This window comes from Amycolatopsis balhimycina FH 1894 (genome assembly GCF_000384295.1).
In the GTDB taxonomy this organism is placed as follows: domain Bacteria; phylum Actinomycetota; class Actinomycetes; order Mycobacteriales; family Pseudonocardiaceae; genus Amycolatopsis; species Amycolatopsis balhimycina.
The window spans coordinates 9336141-9354697 of record NZ_KB913037.1; the positions used below are offsets into that span (position 1 = coordinate 9336141).

General features: G+C 72.1%; 17 protein-coding genes. 12 read left to right on the forward strand and 5 right to left on the reverse strand.

What is annotated here, in order from left to right:
- Window positions 1–18: 18 nt before the first annotated feature.
- The 4 genes from A3CE_RS53765 to A3CE_RS0143045 all read left to right on the forward strand — a co-directional run bounded on the left by A3CE_RS53765 (window position 19) and on the right by A3CE_RS0143045 (window position 4062).
- Window positions 19–1227, forward strand: coding sequence for an Acg family FMN-binding oxidoreductase (locus A3CE_RS53765; protein WP_020646313.1), 1209 nt, complete (start codon window positions 19–21; stop codon window positions 1225–1227).
- On the forward strand, window positions 1224–1883 hold the full coding sequence (locus tag A3CE_RS0143035) for a hypothetical protein (RefSeq protein WP_020646314.1): 660 nt from the start codon (window positions 1224–1226) through the stop codon (window positions 1881–1883). The genes A3CE_RS53765 and A3CE_RS0143035 overlap by 4 nt, the downstream gene beginning before the upstream one ends.
- Window positions 1880–3277 (forward strand): FAD-dependent monooxygenase, encoded by a 1398-nt coding sequence (locus tag A3CE_RS0143040; RefSeq protein ID WP_020646315.1) that lies wholly within the window; start codon window positions 1880–1882, stop codon window positions 3275–3277. The genes A3CE_RS0143035 and A3CE_RS0143040 overlap by 4 nt, the downstream gene beginning before the upstream one ends.
- 116 nt (window positions 3278–3393) lie before the next feature.
- The gene (locus A3CE_RS0143045) at window positions 3394–4062 is read left to right on the forward strand and encodes a TetR family transcriptional regulator (protein WP_245589685.1); all 669 of its coding nucleotides are present in this window, start codon (window positions 3394–3396) and stop codon (window positions 4060–4062) included.
- Here the strand turns inward: A3CE_RS0143045 and A3CE_RS0143050 are convergent.
- Window positions 3990–4634, reverse strand: a complete 645-nt coding sequence (locus A3CE_RS0143050; protein WP_020646317.1) for a TetR/AcrR family transcriptional regulator — start codon at window positions 4632–4634, stop codon at window positions 3990–3992. The genes A3CE_RS0143045 and A3CE_RS0143050 overlap by 73 nt on opposite strands.
- Before the next feature lie 84 nt (window positions 4635–4718).
- Between A3CE_RS0143050 and A3CE_RS0143055 the strand changes: the two genes are divergently transcribed.
- From A3CE_RS0143055 to A3CE_RS0143080, 6 genes are all read left to right on the forward strand, one after another.
- Window positions 4719–5858, forward strand: coding sequence for an FAD-dependent oxidoreductase (locus A3CE_RS0143055; protein WP_020646318.1), 1140 nt, complete (start codon window positions 4719–4721; stop codon window positions 5856–5858).
- Window positions 5859–6030: 172 nt separating this feature from the next.
- A complete protein-coding gene (locus tag A3CE_RS0143060) occupies window positions 6031–6255 on the forward strand; it encodes a hypothetical protein (RefSeq protein ID WP_020646319.1) in 225 nt (74 codons plus the stop codon).
- Between the two features lie 20 nt (window positions 6256–6275).
- Window positions 6276–8162 (forward strand): RiPP maturation radical SAM C-methyltransferase, encoded by a 1887-nt coding sequence (locus A3CE_RS52530; RefSeq protein ID WP_020646320.1) that lies wholly within the window; start codon window positions 6276–6278, stop codon window positions 8160–8162.
- Window positions 8163–8173: 11 nt separating this feature from the next.
- Complete coding sequence (locus A3CE_RS53770; RefSeq protein WP_020646321.1) at window positions 8174–8806, forward strand: DUF5825 family protein; 633 nt, start codon at window positions 8174–8176, stop codon at window positions 8804–8806.
- Window positions 8803–10053 (forward strand): MFS transporter, encoded by a 1251-nt coding sequence (locus tag A3CE_RS52540; protein WP_020646322.1) that lies wholly within the window; start codon window positions 8803–8805, stop codon window positions 10051–10053. Before A3CE_RS53770 ends, A3CE_RS52540 begins: the two co-directional genes overlap by 4 nt.
- 151 nt (window positions 10054–10204) lie before the next feature.
- Window positions 10205–10753: an RICIN domain-containing protein gene (locus A3CE_RS0143080; RefSeq protein WP_043791400.1), complete on the forward strand. Its 549-nt coding sequence runs from the start codon at window positions 10205–10207 to the stop codon at window positions 10751–10753.
- 99 nt (window positions 10754–10852) lie between these two features.
- Here A3CE_RS0143080 and A3CE_RS0143085 read toward each other — a convergent pair whose 3' ends face one another.
- A complete protein-coding gene (locus tag A3CE_RS0143085) occupies window positions 10853–13669 on the reverse strand; it encodes an AfsR/SARP family transcriptional regulator (protein WP_020646324.1) in 2817 nt (938 codons plus the stop codon).
- 292 nt (window positions 13670–13961) lie between these two features.
- Here A3CE_RS0143085 and A3CE_RS56980 point away from each other — a divergent pair, with 292 nt between their 5' ends.
- Together A3CE_RS56980 and A3CE_RS0143095 are read left to right on the forward strand one after the other, a co-directional pair.
- Window positions 13962–14132: a DUF3159 domain-containing protein gene (locus tag A3CE_RS56980; protein ID WP_020646325.1), complete on the forward strand. Its 171-nt coding sequence runs from the start codon at window positions 13962–13964 to the stop codon at window positions 14130–14132.
- A gap of 166 nt (window positions 14133–14298) precedes the next feature.
- Window positions 14299–15522, forward strand: a complete 1224-nt coding sequence (locus A3CE_RS0143095) for a cytochrome P450 (protein ID WP_020646326.1) — start codon at window positions 14299–14301, stop codon at window positions 15520–15522.
- Between the two features lie 93 nt (window positions 15523–15615).
- Here A3CE_RS0143095 and A3CE_RS0143100 read toward each other — a convergent pair whose 3' ends face one another.
- The 3 genes from A3CE_RS0143100 to A3CE_RS53775 form a co-directional block, all read right to left on the reverse strand.
- Complete coding sequence (locus A3CE_RS0143100) at window positions 15616–16278, reverse strand: hypothetical protein (RefSeq protein WP_020646327.1); 663 nt, start codon at window positions 16276–16278, stop codon at window positions 15616–15618.
- Between the two features lie 190 nt (window positions 16279–16468).
- Entirely contained in the window at window positions 16469–17233 is a 765-nt protein-coding gene (gene fabI, locus A3CE_RS0143105) for an enoyl-ACP reductase FabI (protein ID WP_020646328.1), read from the reverse strand.
- Between the two features lie 54 nt (window positions 17234–17287).
- On the reverse strand, window positions 17288–18520 hold the full coding sequence (locus A3CE_RS53775) for an MFS transporter (protein ID WP_020646329.1): 1233 nt from the start codon (window positions 18518–18520) through the stop codon (window positions 17288–17290).
- Window positions 18521–18557 lie beyond the last annotated feature (37 nt).

Below are 18557 nucleotides of genomic sequence, written 5' to 3' on the forward strand. Positions count from 1 at the left end.
CCGGACTGGAGGCTCACCATGCAGACCGTCTCGAACGACCCGGTCGCGGCACCGCGGCCGGCCGGCGGATTCAGCCGCCGGCGCCTGCTGAAACTGCTCGGCGCCGGCGGTGCCACCGTGGTCGTCGCGGGCACCGGCGCCTTGAGCTACCGGGTCTACGACACCGCCGCGCTCGGCCCGGGGCGTGGCGACGCCTACGACCCGTGGCAGCACTGGCGGGAGACGCCGGGCTTGCTCGGTGCGGTGGGGGCGGCGGTACTGGCACCGAGCCCGCACAACACCCAGCCGTGGGGCTTCGGGATCCGCGCCGACGGCGTGGACGTGTATGTCGACGCGGCCCGCGACACCGGCACGGTCGATCCCTTTCACCGCGAGCAGCACGTCGGCATCGGCTGCGCGCTCGAGAACCTCGTGCTGGCGTGCCGGGCGCGGGGACTGCTCCCGACGGTGACGCTGCTGCCCGACGGCCCGGCCGGTCCGCGGATCGCCGAGGTCGCCGTCCGGCCCGGGCCGCCGGCGCCCAGCCCTCTGTACGACGCGATCGGCGACCGGCACACCAACCGCGGACCCTTCGAGGCCACCGCGATCGAGCCCGAAACGCTGAACGAACTGGCCGACCGGACCGGGGCGGACGACGTCGAAGTGCGCTGGATCGCCGATCCGGCACCCCGGGCGGCGATGAGCCGGCTCCTGATCGACGCCGCGGCGGCCCTGTGCGACGACGACCAGCAGTCGCGGGACAACTTCGCGTGGTTCCGCGGCACCAACGACGACATCCAGCGCTACCGGGACGGACTGACCTTGGGCGGCCAGGGGTTCGGCCCGCTGATGCTCGCGATCGCCAAGCTGCTGCCGGCGTCGTCACGCGCCGACGGCGATCAGTTCTGGCTCAAGCAGACGACGACGGTGCACACGGCGACCGCCGCGGCTTACGGCGTGCTCACGTCCCGCACGCCCGACGACCGGGCCACCCAGCTCACCGCCGGGCGGCTGCTCGAGCGCATCCACCTCGCCGCGACCGGCCGGGGCATCGCCCTGCACCACATGAACCAGGTCACCGAGCGGATCGATCGTGAACGCAGTACCGGGGCCGCGCCGGCGTTCGGGCCGCGGTTCGCCGAGCTGCTGCCGCGCGGGGAGCAGCCGCTGCTGACCTTCCGCGTCGGCTATCCCGTGCGCGCGGCGGCCCCCAGCCCGCGCCGCGCGGCCGCGCAGGTCGTCCGATGAGCGCGCGTCGGCTTGCCGGCGGTCTCGGCCTGGCCGGCGGGCTGATCGGCGTCGCCGCCGGGCTGACGCAGGCGATCGCGGGCGACCGGATCCCGCAGTGGAGCGGGGACAAGCAGACCCCCGCCGCGCTGGGGCTGCTCACCGTCGCGCTGTCGTTGGTCGCCGTGCTCGCAGCGGTTCGGCAGCACCGGACCGGGCTCACCGCCGGGCAGCGAGCCGCGTGCGCTCTGGGGCTGGCCGGCCCGGGCCTGCTGTGCCTCACCACGGTGGGCAGGCTCTGGTACCTGCCGGCCGTGCTGCTGATCGTGGCAGGGGCTTTGACGATCGAATCCTGGCGCGACACGGCCGCCGCGGTGGCCACCGGCCGGTGGCGCGTCCTGCTCGGCGCTCTCGGTTGCTGCCAGCTGCTGATGTCGGCCACCGCGGCGCCCGCGCCGATGGTGCTCGGCGCCCTCGGCGGCATCGCTCTTCTCGCCGCCGCCTGGGTGGACCCCCGACCCCGGTGGGGGCTCTGGGCACTCGTCGTCGCCGGGACCGTCCCCTTCGCCGTCCTGGGCTGGACGGCGATCGTGCCCCTGCTCGTCACCGTCGAGGCGTTCGCCCTCGCCGCGGTGCGCAAACCCGTTGCAGGAAAACAAGACAGGAGTACGTCATGATCGAGCAGACCACTGTCGCGATCGTCGGTGCCGGCCCCGCCGGGCTGTTGCTCGCCGGAGACCTGGCCCGGGCCGGCGTCGACGTGACCGTGCTGGAGCGGCGCGGCACCGAGTCCAACCTGACCCGGGCGTTCGGCGTCCACGCCCGCACGCTGGAGCACCTGGATGCCCGCGGGCTGGCCGACGAGGTCGTCGCCGGCGGTGCGCCGGTCCGGCACCTGCGCCTCTTCGACCACCTGCGGATCGACCTGGGGACACTGCCGACGAGGTTCCCGTACCTGCTGATCACCCCGCAGTACAACGTGGAACAGGTGCTCGGGAAGCGCGCGATCACCGCCGGTGCGCGCATCGTGCGCGACGCCGAGGTGACAGCGCTGCGGCAGGACTCCGACGGCGTCGAGCTCACCGTCGGCGGCGCGGTGATCCGAAGTGACTACGCGGTCGGCGCCGACGGCGTGCACAGCGCCGTCCGCGAGGCACTCGGCCTGCCGTTCCCCGGCCAGTCGGTGCTGACCTCGATCATGCTCGCCGACGTACGGCTGACCGACGCTCCGGAGGACGTGCTCGCGGTCAACGCCGTCGGTGACGCGTTCGCGTTCGTCGCTCCGTTCGGCGACGGCTGGTACCGGATCTTCGCGTGGGACCGCCGCCACCAGCTGCCCGACACCGCACCGGTGACCCTCGACGAGATCCGCGCCGTGACCCGCCGCGCGCTGGGCACCGACTTCGGGGTGCGCGAGGCCCGGTGGATGTCCCGGTTCCACAGCGACGAACGCCAGGCGCCGCACTACCGGGTGGGACGGGTGTTCCTGGCCGGCGACGCCGCGCACGTCCACTCGCCGGCGGGCGGCCAGGGCATGAACACCGGGCTGCAGGACGCGGCCAACCTCGGCTGGAAGCTCGCGGCGGCGGCGCGGGGCTGGGCGCCCGAGGGGCTCCTCGACACCTACGAGGACGAGCGGCACCCGGTCGGCCGTCTGGTCCTGCGCAGCAGCGGCGCCATCATCCGGCTGGCGATGATCAAGTCGCGGGCCGGACGCCTGGCCCGCACCGTCGTGGGCGGCGCCGCGCTGCGTCTCCCACCGGTGGCGCGCAAAGCCGCCGGCACCATCTCCGGCATCGGCATCGACTATCCCCAGGCGCCCCGGGTGCGGGACATCGCGTTGCGGGACTCCCGCCGGTTGTACGAGGTGCTGCGCGACGGCAAGTTCGTGCTCGTGGCGCCGGAAGCGGCCAGGCCCGCGATCGCCGGCCGGGAGGACCGGGTCGTGCTCGCCCCGCCGGCCGACGCGGCAGTGCCGTGGACCCTGGTCCGCCCGGACGCGCACGTGGCCTGGCAAGGCGAGCCGGCCACCCTGCGCGCCGCGCTGGTACGCGCGGGACTATCCGGATGACGCCCCGGTTCACCCCTCAGTCCGGCGCCGAACCATGCCAACCATGTCTGGCATAACTACAAATTTGCAACGGTACAAAGTTTGGTACCATTTCACTGGGGTGCTAGGCTCCGGTGGTGACCTCCCTCGACTCCGAACCCGGGCGCCGGGAACGAAAGAAGGCGGCAACTCGCCGCACGCTCAGCGACACCGCCATGCGGCTTTTCTTCGAGCGCGGCTTCGACGACGTCACCGTCCGGGAGATCGCCGAGGCGGCGGACGTGTCGGCGACGACGTTGATGAACTACTTCCCGTCCAAGGAAGCCTTGGTGTTCGATCTGGACGAGGACATCGAGCGCTCGCTCGTCGCGGCGGTGGCCGAACGTCCGCCGGACACCTCCGTGCCAGAGGCCTTGCGGCGCTACATGCGGGCGCGCGTCGAGCGCGCGGTCTCGGGCCCGCACGATTCCCAGTTCATGAAGCTCGTGGTGACGACACCGGCGCTGAGCGACTACTGGCGCAAGATGTGGCTACGCCACGAAGAGGCACTCAGCCGCGTGCTGGCTCAGGAATTCGCGCGGGCCGAAGGAGACCTGCGGTGCCGGGCTCTGGCCCACTTCACCCTGGAAGCCTTCACGCTGGCCACGCAGTCCGCCGACACGACCCGGATGATCGACGTGGCCTTCGAGATCCTGGAGCACGGCTGGCCGTCCGCCACCGAGGCCCACCGCCGTCAGGCCGGAGGCTCGTCGGGGAGTAGGTCCAGCGGGTTGGCGGCGGTCCCTTCGGCGGAACCATTTCTCTGATCGCTCCAGCCGTTCTCGAGCAGGTCGAAGATGGCATGCACGGACTCGCGCGGGTGCGGGTCGAGCCCGGCGAGACCGGGAACCTCGAGGACGAACCGGGCGAGGGCGTGCAGGGCGGGGTCGGTGGTCTCACGGCCGGTGGCCGCGGCGATCGCCGCGGCCAGGACGCCTTCCGCGGAGGTCCACAGTTTGCGCTGGTACGCGCGCAACGCCGGGGTGCGCAGGATCAGGTCGAGCATCTCACGCCGCTCGGCCGACATGTCCGTCGCGAACGGTCCGCGGCTCAGCATGAACCCGCGCAGCGCCGCCAGCACCGACTGGCCGGCGGGCCGGTCGCGGACGGTCGCGGCGAGTGCCTCGCGTCGTTCGACACCATCGTCGAAGATCACTGCTTCCTTGCCGTCGGGAACGTGCTTGAACAGTGTGGCCAGCGAGACGTCGGCCTCCTCCGCGATCTGGGCCACCGTCACGCCGTCGTAGCCACGCTCGAGGAACAAGCGCAACGCCGCCGCGGCCAGCGCCTGGCGCGTCTGGACCTTCCGGCGCTCCCGGCGCCCCATCGTCGTGGCCATGGGCTCACGGTACCTCAGAAAGCAGAAGACATCTGAATCCAGAGTCGCTATACTTTCAGAGTCACTTCGAGTTCAGGAGGAATCGTGAGCACACCGACGATCGGCATCGTGGGCGCCGGGCTGGGCGGGCTGATGCTCGCGCGAGTCCTGCAGGTCCGCGGTATCTCCGCCACGATCTACGAGTTGGAGGAGTCTCCTGACACGCGCACCCAGGGCGGCATGCTCGACATCCATGACTTCAACGGGCAGGTCGCGCTTCGTGATGCCGACCTGTTCGAGGAATTCCTGGCCGCCGTTCACACCGGCGGCGAGTGCACGCGCATCTTGGACAAGCACAACAACCTCCTGCGAGAGGACCCGGACGACGGTGACGGCCGCCGTCCCGAGGTCGATCGCGGCCGGCTGCGGCGGATCCTGCTCGACTCGCTGCCCGCGAGCACCATCCGGTGGGGCAGCAAGGTCACCGGAGCCCGCCCGCTCGGCGGCGGCCGGCACGAACTGACCTTCGCCGACGGCCGGCACACCACAACCGAGGTGCTGATCGGCGCGGACGGCGCGTGGTCCCGGATACGCCCCCTGCTGTCGGACGCCCAGCCCGCGTACGCCGGGATGTCGTTCGTCGAAGCCGAACTGTGCGACGCCGACACACGGCACCCTGTTTCCGCCGCTGTCGTCGGCGCGGGCATGCTGTTCGCGCCGGCGCCGGGCAAGGGCTTCCTAGCGCACCGCGAACCGGACGGCAGCCTGCACGTCTACGTCGCGCTCGAGGTCTCGCCGGACTGGATCGGCAGTGTCGACTTCACCGACCCGGTCAAGGCCAAGGCCGTCGTGGCAGAGCACTTCGCCGACTGGGCGCCCGAACTGCGGGCCCTGATCACCGACGCGGACGGCGCGCTGATCCCGCGGACCATCAACGCACTGCCGGTCGGACACCGATGGGAGCGGGTACCGGGAGTGACGCTGCTGGGCGACGCCGCGCACCTGATGTCGCCGTTCGCCGGTGAGGGCGCCAACCTGGCCATGTTCGACGGCGCCGAGCTCGGCAAGGCGATCGCCGCACACCCCGACGACGTCGAGGCCGCCCTGGCCGCATACGAGAATGACCTGTTCCCACGCAGCGCGGAAGCTGCGCAGGAAGCCGCGGACAATCTCGTGCTGTGTTTCGACGACAACGCGCCACAGAGCCTTCTGGCCCAATTTGCCGCCTACGACGGAGCCCACTGATACCGAGCAAGATCCAGGCGGCGAGCGACCGTCGGCGCAGCTGCTGCCGCTCAGGAAGCGCTTTACCGGCGAGGCATGCGAGAATTACCCTGTAGCTGCAGGGCGGCCGGCGGATGACTTCATCGGTGCGTCACCCACTGTTCGGAATTCGTATCGAAACGAGGGGGAAAAGATGAAATCCACGCCCACTGCCGCGCTCACGGTGACGAACCTCGCGGAATCCGGCGATCGTTCCGATGCCGGCCGCGGCGTTCGGGTATTCGCCGCTCCGGCGTCCGCGCTCACCGTGACGCCACTGGCCGAGCGTGACGAACACAGTGGCACCGGCCGCGGCGTGACCATGTACAACGAAGCCGGAAAGGCCGACCCCGGTTCGGCCGCCGCGGAACCGCGCTGACCGGCGAAGCAGGCGGTTCGATGCCCCGCGGGCGCGTTCCCCGCACCTGCCTGGTTTCGATGCCGTGGCACTCGCTGCACCGCCCCTCCCTCGCGCTCGGCGTACTGCGCGCTGCGTGCGCACGGGAGGGGCTTCCGGTCCCGGTTTCCTACCACGGCAGTCTCGCCTTCGCCGACATGATGCTGCGGGCGGGTCTGACCGTGGGCGACTACGCGGAAATGGCGGACACCGGGTTCCACCATTCGCTCGGCGAATGGATCTTCGCGGGTGCGCTCAACGGACCCGATTTCGGTTATGCGGGCATGCGGGACCTGGCCCGCCGTGCCGGCCTGCCCTTCCGCATCGCCGCGGCGGTTCGTGAGCTCGCGGATGAATTCACCGATCAGGCCGCCGAGGCGATTCTCGCCCACGAGCCGGAACTGGTCGGCTTCAGCGCGACCTTCAGCCAGACCATCGCCAGCCTCGCGGTGGCCAGGCGCATCAAGGACCGGCGACCGGGCGTGCAGATCCTCCTCGGCGGCTACTCGACCGACGGCCCGATGGGCGTGGCGCTGCACCGGGAGTACCCGTTCGTCGACTACGTCCTGCGCGGCGACGCCGACGTGACTTTTCCGAAACTGCTGCTGGCCCTCGCCGAATGCCACGCGACCGGAACCCGTGACGGCCTCGACGACGTGCCCCAGCTGTGCCGGCGTGACGACGACGGCGCCACCCGGGTCAGTCCGTGCCCGTCCCGGTTGGTCTCGCCGACGTCGATCACGACACCGGACTACGACGACTGGTTCGCCGCCGTTCCCGCTTCCGTCGCGGCCCGCGTCGAACCCGAGTTGGTCGTGGAGTCCTCCCGCGGCTGCTGGTGGGGCGCGAAACACCACTGCGTCTTCTGCGGACTCAACGGCACCGCGATGACCTACCGGGCCAAGCCCGCCGAGTCCTTTGTGGACGAGGTGCTCGGGCTGGTGCGCCGGCACCGGATCCTCGACGTCACCACGATCGACAACATCCTGCCGAACGAGTACTACCGGTCGGCGCTGCCGGAGCTGGCCGGCGCCGGCCACGACCTGCGCATCCACTACGAAATCAAGGCCAACGCGCAGATCGGGGACGTGGCCGCGCTGCGGGCGGCCGGGGTGTGGGACGTCCAGCCCGGCATCGAGAGCCTGGTCGACGACGTGCTGCACCGGATGCGCAAGGGCGTCCGCGGGGCACACAACGTGCGGATGCTGCGCGACGGTGCTTCGGCCGGGCTCACCATCGCCTGGAACTGGTTGTACGGGTTTCCGGGCGAACGCGTGGCGGACTACGCCGCGGTCGTGGCCCAGCTGCCCGCCCTGGTGCACCTGCAACCGCCCAGTGGTGCGGCACGTATCGCCCTGCAACGGTTTTCGCCGAACTTCGACGACCCGCGGCAGGGCTTCACCGAGCGTCGCCCGGCGGCGGGGTCGCGCCTCGTCCACGACATCGACGACCCGGAGCGGCTCGCCGAGCTCGTCTACTCCTTCGACACCCCGGACCAAGGACTCACGGCCGAAGAGGTCACGCCGCTGGTCGACGCGCTGGCCTCGTGGACCGCGGGCTATGCGGGGAGTGCGCTGATCGCCCGCACGATCGACGACCTCGTGGTGATCCGGGACCGGCGCCACGGCTGGGCGCCGGTCGACCACGTACTCGAGCACCCGCGTGAAATCGCGGCCTGGCGAGCACTGGAAACCGGCCGCGCCCCGCTCCGGGTACTCGCCGAACAGAACCACGAATGGGACCCGGACGACTTCGGCCACTGGCTTCGCCGGCTCGAGGAGGCCGGCCTGGTCTTCACCGACGGCAATTTGTGGATCACCCTGGCCACCTCGCCCACCGTGGCGCGGAAGACCCCCTTGCCGTTGCCGGTTCTCACGCCGTCCGCCTGAGAAGGAGCCACATGCGTACCCTGGCCGCTCCGCACCCGGCGTGGCCCGAAACGGTCGAACTCGACTTCGGCCGGATCGACGCCGATCCCGGCACCGCACTGCGTGTCGTGGCCGGACTGGCCGGGCGTGCGCAGCGGTTGCGGCTGCCGGAGCCGTTCGCCTTCGGCGAATTCGCGCACCGCGACGCGACGATGGTGCGCTTGCTCGCGGCCGCCGCGGCGGCGTTCGTTCCGGTGGACTGGACCTTACGGGAGCCATTGCCGGGCCCCATTCCCGAACGCGCCCTGTGCCATCTGCCGCCACCACGGGACGACGGGGAACCCGGTCGCCGCTGGCGTGAAGCCCACGACGTGGGCCTCTGCACCTACCGGTACGGTCCGGGGTTCGTCCTCATCCACGACACCCGCCCGGGCGGGCCGATCAACCGCGTCCACGTCGAAGCCGGCTGGGTCGACACGTTCCGGACCCTGGCCGGCACGGACCGGCCGCCGGCCGACGGGCCCGCGGCGGATCTCCTCGACCAGCTGGCGGCTCACCAGCTCGCCCTGCGGTTGGACGACCGGTACGCCGTCATGTTGCCGTACCACGCGGATCGGCGTCCGCCACCCGGCCGGGTGGTCCCGTCGGTGAAGCCGAGCCTATGACCGGCGCCTCGCCGGAAGCCTCGACGTCGGCCGGGCTGCGCGGGCATCGCGCGTTCCGGTTCCTGTGGACCGCGGACGCCGCCTCGCAGCTGGGTACCGCCGCCGCGACCGCGCTGGTGCCCCTGCTCGCCGCGACCACCCTCGGCGCCACTCCGCTGCAGATGGGACTGCTCACGGCGGCGGAGACCGTGGCGTTACTGGTCATCGGCCTGCCCGCCGGTGCCTGGATCGACCGGACCCGCCGCCGCCGCGCGGTACTCGTCGGCGCCGACCTCGTCCGGGCTCTGCTGTTCTTCGGGCTTCCGGTCGCGGGCTGGACCGGTGTGCTGGACTTCGGGCAGCTGCTCGTCACGGCGGTTCTCGTCGGCGTCGCGACCGTGTTCTTCGACGCCGCCTACCAGGCGTACCTGCCGGTGGTGATCGGGCTGGAGAACCTGGAAACCGGCTACGCGCGCCTGCAGATCACCCTGTCGGTCGCCGCGGCCGCCGGGCCCGGCATCGGTGGCGTGCTCACTCGCGTGATCGGTGCCGCCTCCGGGCTGCTGCTCACCGGGGCGGGCTACCTGGCTTCGGCCGCGCTCCTGTCGCGCGTCCGGGCCGTCGTGCCGCCGATACCACCGCGGCCGCGGGAGGTGCGGCTACGCACCGAGATCGCCGAGGGTCTCCGCTACATCGCCGGCCACCGCCAGCTCCGCCTCCTGGCCGTCGCGAGTTCCGTCGCCGCCTTCTTCACCGCGGGCTTCATGTCCATGGAAGTCCTGTTCTTCACGCACGACCTGCACCTGGACGCGGCGGGCGCGGGCGTGCTGCTGGCCCTGTCGGGCGTGGGCAGCGTCATCGGCGCCGCGACGACCGGCCGCTGGACCCGCCGCCTCGGGGCGGCTCGCGCCAACTGGCTGGTGCCGGTGCTGACGTGGCCACCCCACCTGCTGCTCCCGCTCGCCCAGCCGGGCCCGATCGGATTGGTCCTGGCGGCAACGGGAATCGTCATCCACGCCGCCGGCGGTACGACCTACAACGTGATCGTGATGACCCGCCGCCAGCACCTGACACCGGACGCACTGCGCGGCCGCGTCCACACGAGCATGCGCGTGCTCATCTGGGGAACCATGCCACTCGGCGCGCTGGCCGCGGGAGTCTTCGCCGAGTCAGTGGGTACGCGCGCGACCCTGACCATCGCCGTCGCCGGAATCCTCATCGCGATCGTGCCCGCGGCCCGGTCCGCCCGCGACCACGTTGCCCCTTGATCAAAGGGGAGCGGTAGCCGTGACCTGGGCACTAAAGCGCCACTAAAGACTTCCTACGGCTCAACCGGCCACCTTTCTCGCGGGCCGCTGTCGCTGGGCAGCGCCGACGAGCCAACCGGGTGATGCGGTTGGCATCCAGAAAGGGGAGAGCATGAAACGCGGTCTGATTCGTGCCGTCACCGCTGTCACCATGGCCGTTGCCGCGGCTGTCGGTTTCGTGGTTCCGGCGACAGCGGCGACTTCCGGGAGAGTCTCGCCGGCCGGTGCCGTCGCCAACGGCACCTACCGGTGGGCCAACGCCAACAGCGGGCTGTGCCTGGCCTACGCCGTGGACAAGCGGGGCGCGAACCGCCAGGAGGGCTGCGACGGCAGTGACTACACCATCTACTGGGACGCCGTGAACGTCGGCGGCGACAACTACCGGCTCATCAACGAGCACAACGGCCAGTGCCTGTCCATCTGGCGCGGCGACACCGGCGACAACGCCCAGGTCGGCATCTACGCCTGCGTCGACACCCCCGCGGAGATCTTCACCCTCGTACCGGCGACCTCGCCGGCGTTCGCGGGTGCCTACCAGTTCGTGAACGTCAACAGCGGCAAGTGCGTGGCGGTCGGCGGCGCCCGGACGAACTACGGTGCCTGGGTCATCCAGTGGACCTGCGCGCAGAGCGGCGAGTTCATGTGGCGCCCGTACAGCTAGCGTTCCGCACCGGGGATCCGGTCGACGCGTGAGGCGAGGATCTCGCGAGCGTACGTGGTCCACCACGGACGGCGCGGGATCCTCGTTCCGGACCGGGGTTTACCGGGAACCCTCACCGGCGTGCTCGTCGAGGCTTTCCAGCCGCCGCTGGACCTGGGCGGCGTCGGAGTCGCGTCCGTGCGCCTCGTACAGCTCCGCCGCTTCCCGCCAGACCACCCGGGCCAGTTCGTGCCGGCCGAGGGCGACGTACGGGTGGCCGAGCCGGTCGAGGGTCGCGGCGGACTCGTACGTGTTGCCCAGCCGGCGGAAGAGCGTGAGCGCCTGCCGGTAGTGGTCGATGGCCCGGTCGTGGTGGCCGGTGTGGTGGTCGATGTAGCCGAGACTGTCCAGCGTGTCCGCCTCGCCGCTGGGGTTGTCGTGCCGGCGGTGCAGGGTCAGCGCGGCCTGGCAGTGCGCGCGGGCGGTGTCGTAGTCACCGAGCCGGGAGGCGTGCCAGCCCACCCCGTTGAGCGCGTTGGCTTCCCAGGCCGGCCGGTCGAGGGCGCGGCACAGTTCCAGCGCACGGGTGGCGTGCTCCAGGGCCCGGCTGTTGTCCTCCCGCCGCTCCCAGGCCCGGGCGAGCTGGTGGTGGGCGAGAGCCTGCTCGGCGGTGTCGCGGTCGCGCTCCGCCAAGGCGAGGGACTGGTGCAGGTGCCGGCTCGCGTCTTCGTGACGGTCCAGTTCGCCCTGGGCGCGTCCGAGGTAGCGGTGCGCGCGGGCGGCGGCGAGGTCGGGCAGGTGCGCGGCGACGTCCACCGCGGCCCGCCACGCGGAAAGATCGTCCTGACGGTGTCCGCGCCGGGCGTGGAAGGTGGTCAGGACCCAGGCCAGCTGCCAGACCCGGGCGTCCCAGCCGTGGTCGAGGGCGGCTCGCTGGGCGGCCACCAGGTTGGCGTGCTCGGTCTCGAACCAGGACATCGCCGCCGCCATGTCCGGCAGTTCGTGAGGGTTCGCGTCGGGGGCACGTGCCTCGAGCAGGACAGCCGGGCGACGGGAATCCACCAGCCGGTCGGCCGCGTGGGCGGTGTGGAGGTAGAAATCGAGCACGCGCCGCAGCGCCGTTTCCCGTTCGGCCGGGTCGTGCCGCTGGGTGGCGTATTCGGTGGCGTACAGGCGGACCAGGTCGTGCATCCGGTACCGGCCCGGTGTGTGCTGCTGGAGCAGGCACGCGTTCTCCAGCTCGTTGAGCAGCGCCCGGGTCGCGCCGGACGGCCGGCCCAGCAAGCCGGCGGCGGCGGGCAGGCCGATGTCGGGGCCCGGTGCCAGGCTCAGCAGGCCGAACGCGACCCCGGCCGCGTCGGACAACGCGTGGTGGGACCAGGACAGGACGGTGCGCAGGGTGACCCGCGGATCGCCCGGGTCCAGGGCGTCCAGGCGACCGGACCGGTCGCGCAGCTCGTCCGCGAGGACGGCCAAGGGAAAGCCGGGGTGGCGGGTGGCGCGGGCGGCCACGATGCCCAGCGCCAACGGCAGGCCCGCACAGCAGGCCACCAGCTCGTCGACCGCCTCGGGTTCGGCGGCGACCCGGTCGTGGCCGAGGTGGCGGGTGAGCAGGTCACGGGCCTCGCGCTCGGAGACGACGTCGAGGTCGACGCAGTGCGCGCCGTGGGCGGTGACGAGCCCGCCGAGGTGGCGACGGCTGGTGACCAGCACCGTGCAGGTGGGACTGCCCGGCAACAGCGGGCTGACCTGGTCCGTGTCGCGGGCGTTGTCCAGCACGATCACCATGCGCTTGCCGGCCACCAGGCTGCGGTACAGCCGCACTTGGGCGTCCGGGTCGACCGGGATCGTGGCCGGGTCAACGCCGAGGCTGTCCAGGAAGCCGCGCACCGCCGTGACCAGGGGAACCGGTTGCCCGGCGGGGTCGAAGCCGCGCAGGTCGACGTGCAGCTGCCCGTCCGGGAACCGGTGGAGGCGGGTGTGGGCCCAGTGCAGCGCCAGCCAGGTCTTGCCGATCCCGCCGGTGCCGCCGATCGCGGAGATCATCACCGTGCCGCCCGTGTCCGGCTGTTCGGTCAGGATGGCGTCCAGCCGGGCCAGTTCGGCGGCGCGGCCGGTGAACAGCCGGGGTGGGGCAGGCAGCTGCCGCGGCACCGGCGTGGCCGGCGGCTCGGTGCGCGCCGCCGGCCCGGCCAGGTCGGGAGCGGCGTGGAGGATGCGCTGGTACAGCTGCCGCAGTGGTGGGCTCGGGGACACGCCGAGTTCGTCGGCGAGATCGCGGCGGAGCTGCTCGTACCGTGCCAGCGCGTCGGCTTGGCGGCCGCCGCGGTAGAGCGCGAGCAGGTACTGGCCGGCCAGGCGTTCGTCCAGCGGATGACGCTCCACGCGGTCGGCCAGCTCGGCGAGCAAGCCGGCGTGCTGCCCCAGGCGCAGCCGGATGTCGGTGAGATCGAGCTCGACCGCGTGGCGCTGCTGCAGGAGCGTGGTGCGCACCGAACCGACCCAGTCCGTGTCCGTCACACCCGCGAGAGGATCTCCCCGCCACAGCCCGAGCGCCCGGGTGAACGAGTCGACGGCGCGGTCGTCCTGCCGGCCGGCGCGGGCCTGCTCGCAGAGAGCCCGGAACCGGTGCAGGTCGACGAGTTGCGGATCGACGACGAGCCGGTAACCGGCCGGGTGTGTCGTGACGGCGACGCCGGGCACGGCGGCGAGTGCCTTGCGCACCAGGGCAATGCGCTGGTGGACCGCGCCGCGCGGGTGCCGGGGCAGGCGATGCGGGCGCCAGGCCCGATCGAGCAGCTGATCGACCGACACGACGTGGTTGGCCTCGACCAGCAGCACCCCCAGCAGACCGCGCAGCTGGGCGAAGCCGATGGTGACCGGAGTGCCGTCGACGGCGGCCTCGACTTCGCCGAGCAAGCGGAATTCCACCGTCACACGAGCCCCCCACCGAAGCCACCACCCGACTCGATTCGCCGCAGATATACCTATCCGTCCGAGCCGGTCGGCACAACCAACGACCGGGCGAACGTCGTGCCCGGGTGTCCCCGGTCCGGGTATCCCGGCTGACCATGTGCGGAGCCTCGGATTGCGCTGATCCCCGGCGCGGTTCCCGGGGTCAGGCCGGGCGCAGCCGGTCGCGCAGACCGGCGGCGAGCCCGGTGACCGTCGCAGGTCGACGAGTCCGCCGCCGTACTCGACCAACCGGGGGCGGCGAGCCCCGCCGAGCGTGCCGACCGTCCTCATTGGACGCCCGCTGACCGGCCTCATCCTCAACCGGGTCGCCGGCGGCCCCGCGGACTGGCGGTCGGTGCCCCGGCTGCGGCGGATCCACGCGGTCTCCACGCTCACCTGCGCGGCGGTCACCATCGCCTGCGTCCGCCGCGCCCGGCGTCCCTGACCATGTCACGTACGGCAGCGCGTGAGGTTCTGGACGATTGCGGGGCGCCGGACGTTCGACTCATTGGCGCCGCCTGCCATCCGGGTGAAGCCGGGCCCGGGCCCTGCCTCGGTGCGGGCGCTTCGGAGAAGACTGCGGGAACCGTTTCGCCACTGGAGGGAGCATCATGTCCGCAGCCGCCGACGAAGCCCTGCTGTCCTTGTCGACCCCGGCGGGGCTGGCCGATCCGTACCCGGTCTACGCGAAGCTCCGCGAAGAGACGCCGATCTTCCGCAGCGAGGTCTTCGGCGGCTGGGTGCTCAGCCGGTTCGCCGACTGCCAGCGGGTGCTCGCCGACGGCGAGACCTTCCTGGTGCTGGACGCGCAGTGGCGCGACCGGTACAGGCCGGGCTGGCGCGACAACCCGGCGATGGTGCTGCTGGCCGGTCTTCTGCCGTGGAAGAACCCGCCGGAACACACGCGCGAGCGCCGGCTGCTCATGCGGGATTTCACCGTCCGGCGCGTCCAGGGGCTGGAGCCGGCGGTCCGCCGGGCGGTCGACCGGGTGCTGGATCGCTTCGCCGACGCGACGGTGGACGGGACCGCGGCGGAGTTCGTCGGCACGGTGCTCTACCCGCTCGGGATGGCGGTGATCGGCGACCTGGTCGGGGTGCCCGAAGCCGACCACGACCGGCTCCGCCGCGTCACCGACCTGATCGGCAAGCAGGTCGACCCGGCGATGTCGGCGGACCTGCGCGCCGAGGTCGACGCGGCCGCCGTCGAATTCCGTGCCTACTTCGCGGACTTGATCGCGCGGCGGCGTGCGGAACCTCGTGACGACCTGACGTCCGCCCTGCTGGCCCGGCCTACCGCCGACGTGGAGCTGATGTCGGAGGAGGACGTGCTCAATTCGCTTGTCGTGTTGTTCGGCGGCGGCTACGAGACGACCGCGGGTGCGCTGGGCAACGGGATCTTCGCGCTGCTGACCCATCCGGAGCAGTTCGCGCTGCTCGCGGGTGATCCCGGGCTGGCGACCGGGGCGGCCGAGGAGATGTTGCGGTGGGACGGGGCCGCGCAGATGAGCCAGCGCGCGGCGGTCCGGCCGGCGGTGCTCGACGAGGTGGAAATCCCGGCGGGGGACGCGATCGTCGTGCTCACCGGAGCGGCGAACCGGGACCCCGCGCGCTTCGCGGACCCGGACCGGTTCGACATCACCCGCGACACCGGCCGGGGCCTGTTCTTCGGGCACGGCCTGCACCTGTGCCTCGGCGCGGCCTTGGCGCGCCTTGAGATGACAGTGCTGCTCGAACAGCTGGGGAAACGCTTTCCGGCGTTGCGGATCGGGGGTGAGGTGCAGCGCCGCCAGAACCCGGCGCTGCGCGGGATGGCTGCCCTGCCGCTCACCCGGTGAAGCGCAGCCCTTGGCCCTCCGAATCGGACGGGTGGGCGCGGCGGACACCACGGGACCGGGAACGGCGGCAGCTTCGGCGCGACCAGCGCGAGATCAGTTGCCGTCCTCGTCACCGCGGTGCCCGTTCACGCAGCTGGTGGGTTTGTCGCGCAGGCACACTTTTCCGCCCGCGACGCGCAGGCCGACGGTGTCGAACGCGGTGACCCAGTTGCCGGCGATCGCCTTCTGGGCGGGGGCGAGCTGGATCAGGCCGGAGCACACGGCCGCGTGGAGCTTGTTCTCCACCGCGTCTTTCGGGTTCGGGATCGTGCCGGGTTCGACCCACAGGTTGCGGGGATCGTCCGGGGCGCCGCCGAGTTCGAGGCTGACCAGGTGGTCGTACTCGCCCTTGTCGCCGGGTGCCAGGTCGTAGGAGCGGGCGGAGGCGGCCTTCATCGTGTTCGTTTTGGATGTCGGTGGACGGACGGTCTTGGTCCACCCGGTTTTGCAGATCGTGTCCTTGATGGTGTCCTGCCGTACCGCGGGGTTCACGGCGCCGGGGGTGCAGTGCGGGTCGGGCAGCGGCTGGCCGTCGCGGGTGCCCAGCTTGCAGGTGTCCGGCTTGGGCATCGCCGCCGAGGAGGTCCCGACCGGCAGGTCGCCGGGAGCTGTGCTGGGTGCCGGGGCCGCTGTGTTGGGCACATGGCAGCTGGTGACGGCCAGCGCGGTGAGTACGACGATCGCCCATCGGCTGGTGCGGGGCTGGGAAGAGGGCACGGGGAATCTCCTGCGTCGGCAGTGGCGGCGGGGACGACTGACCTGCCCGGCGCGGGACGAGGTCTGACAGCGGTTCACCTTCTACCCGCCGTGCCTGGCGTTGAACCGCGTCGCCACGCCTTGCCTGCGACCGGCCCCGTCGAAGGTCGGGATGTTCCGGACGGTGCGACAGCAACCCGGCGCGTGGTGATCAGCCGAGGGCGTGGACCCCGCCGTCGACCATGATCATCGAGCCGGTCGTGGCCGGGAGCCAGTCCGACAGGACCGCGCAGACGCTCTTCGCCACCGGGGCCGGGTCCGTGCTGTCCCAGCCGAGCGGGGCGCGGCCGGCCCAGCCGTCTTCGAAGGCCGAGGCGCCTGGCATGGCCTTGGCGGCCATGGTCTTCACCGGGCCGGCGCTGACCAGGTTGACGCGGATGCCCCGCGGGCCCAGTTCCTTGGCCAGGTACCGGTTGACCGACTCCAGCGCGGCCTTCGCGACGCCCATCCAGTTGTAGACCGGCCACGCGACCCGCGCGTCGAAGTCCATGCCCACGATCGACGAGCCCCGGTTCAGCAGCGGCAGGCACGCCTTCGCCAGCGACATGAACGAGTACGCCGAGACGTCGACGGCGGTCTTCACGTCCTCGGCCGGGGCGTCCAGGAACGGCGCGCCCAGGCAGCTCGGCGGGGCGAAGCCGATCGAGTGCAGCACGCCGTCGAGACCGTCGACGTGCTCGCGGACGCGGCCGGCCAAGGAGTCCAGGTGCTCGGTGTTCGTCACGTCCAGCTCGAGGACCGGCGCGGGTTCCGGGAGCCGCTTGGCGATGGTCTTGACCAGTGACACGCGGCCGAAGCCGGTGAGCACCACCTGCGCGCCCTCCTGCTGCGCGATCTTGGCCGTGTGGAAGGCAAGTGACGCGTCGGTGATGATGCCGGTGATCAGCAGGCGCTTGCCTGCGAGCAGTCCGGGCACGGGTCCTCCCAAGTCTTGTTCGGGGAAACATCGCCGGTCAACGCAGAGAACCGGTCAACGCAGAGAGCGGAGCACCGGGCTCGCGGCGACCAGGCCGGCACCCGCCAGTACGACGCCGCCGCAGGCCAGGAACAGCGTCGTCGTGCCGTACGGCAGCAGGACGCCGGCGATCACGTAGGAGAACGGGTCGAACGCCACCGTGGCCAGGACGACGAGGCTCATCACCCGGCCCAGCAGGTGCTGGGGCACGCGCTCCTGCAGGGTGGCCACCACGACCACGCCGAGGAACGCGGACCCCAGGCCGACGAGGGTGACGACCGCCGTCGCGGCGGCGACCGTGGTGACGACGGCGAGCCCGGCGGTGCCCGCGCCGATCGCCGCGACCCCGCCGGCCACGGTCCAGCCGCGCCGCGCGGGCGGGCGCCAGCCGGCGATCAGTGCGCCGGCGAGTGAGCCGGCACCGAAACCGGAGAGCACGACGCCCAGTGATCCCGCCCCACCGAGGCGTTGTTCGGCGAGCACCGCGCCGCCCACGAGCACGGGGCCCACGACCGCGATGTTGATCACGGCGATGGCCGCCAGCATCCCGCGCACAACCGGTTCGCGCCAGGCATAGCCCAAGCCCGCACCAAGGGCACGCGCACTGCCGGGCCGCTCGCCATCGCCGGCACTGCGACCCCGCCCGGCCACGCGGACGAGCGTGCTGAGCGCGATCGCGGCGAGTGCGGCGATCGCGGCGATCCCCCCGAGCGTCACAACGAAGCCCGCCGCGGCGACGACCCCGGCGGCCACCGCCGGGCCGACCAGATCGCCGGTCGACTCCGCCCCCTGCACCACTGCGTTGACCCGGGAGAGCTTCTCGGGCGGCGTGAGGGCCGGGAGCAAGGCCAGGGCCGCCGGGAAATACGCGGCGTCGGCCATCCCGAGCAGGCCGGCCAGCAGCGCGACGGCCGGCACCGACGGCGAAGTGAACGTGACCAGGGCGCCGAGGGCGAGCAGGACGGCGACCCGCAGCCACGACGCGCCGACCACGACCCGGGCGGGGTCGAGGCGGTCGACCAGCACTCCCGCGGGCAGCAGGAGCGCGGCTCGCGGCAGGGCCACGGCCAGCAGGACGAACCCCGTGGTGAGCCCGGGTTCCGACAGGCGGAGCACGTAGAGCGTGAGCCAGACCAGGAACAGCGCATCGACCACCGCCGCGAGTCCTTGGCCCACGACCAGGCGGCGCAGGTGCGGATCGCCGAGCGGCTCGCGCGGCCGCGACCGGGCGGCCGTTCCCCTCGTCATCGCCGGTTCCCCCGGCCACCTCGTGCACTGATCGACA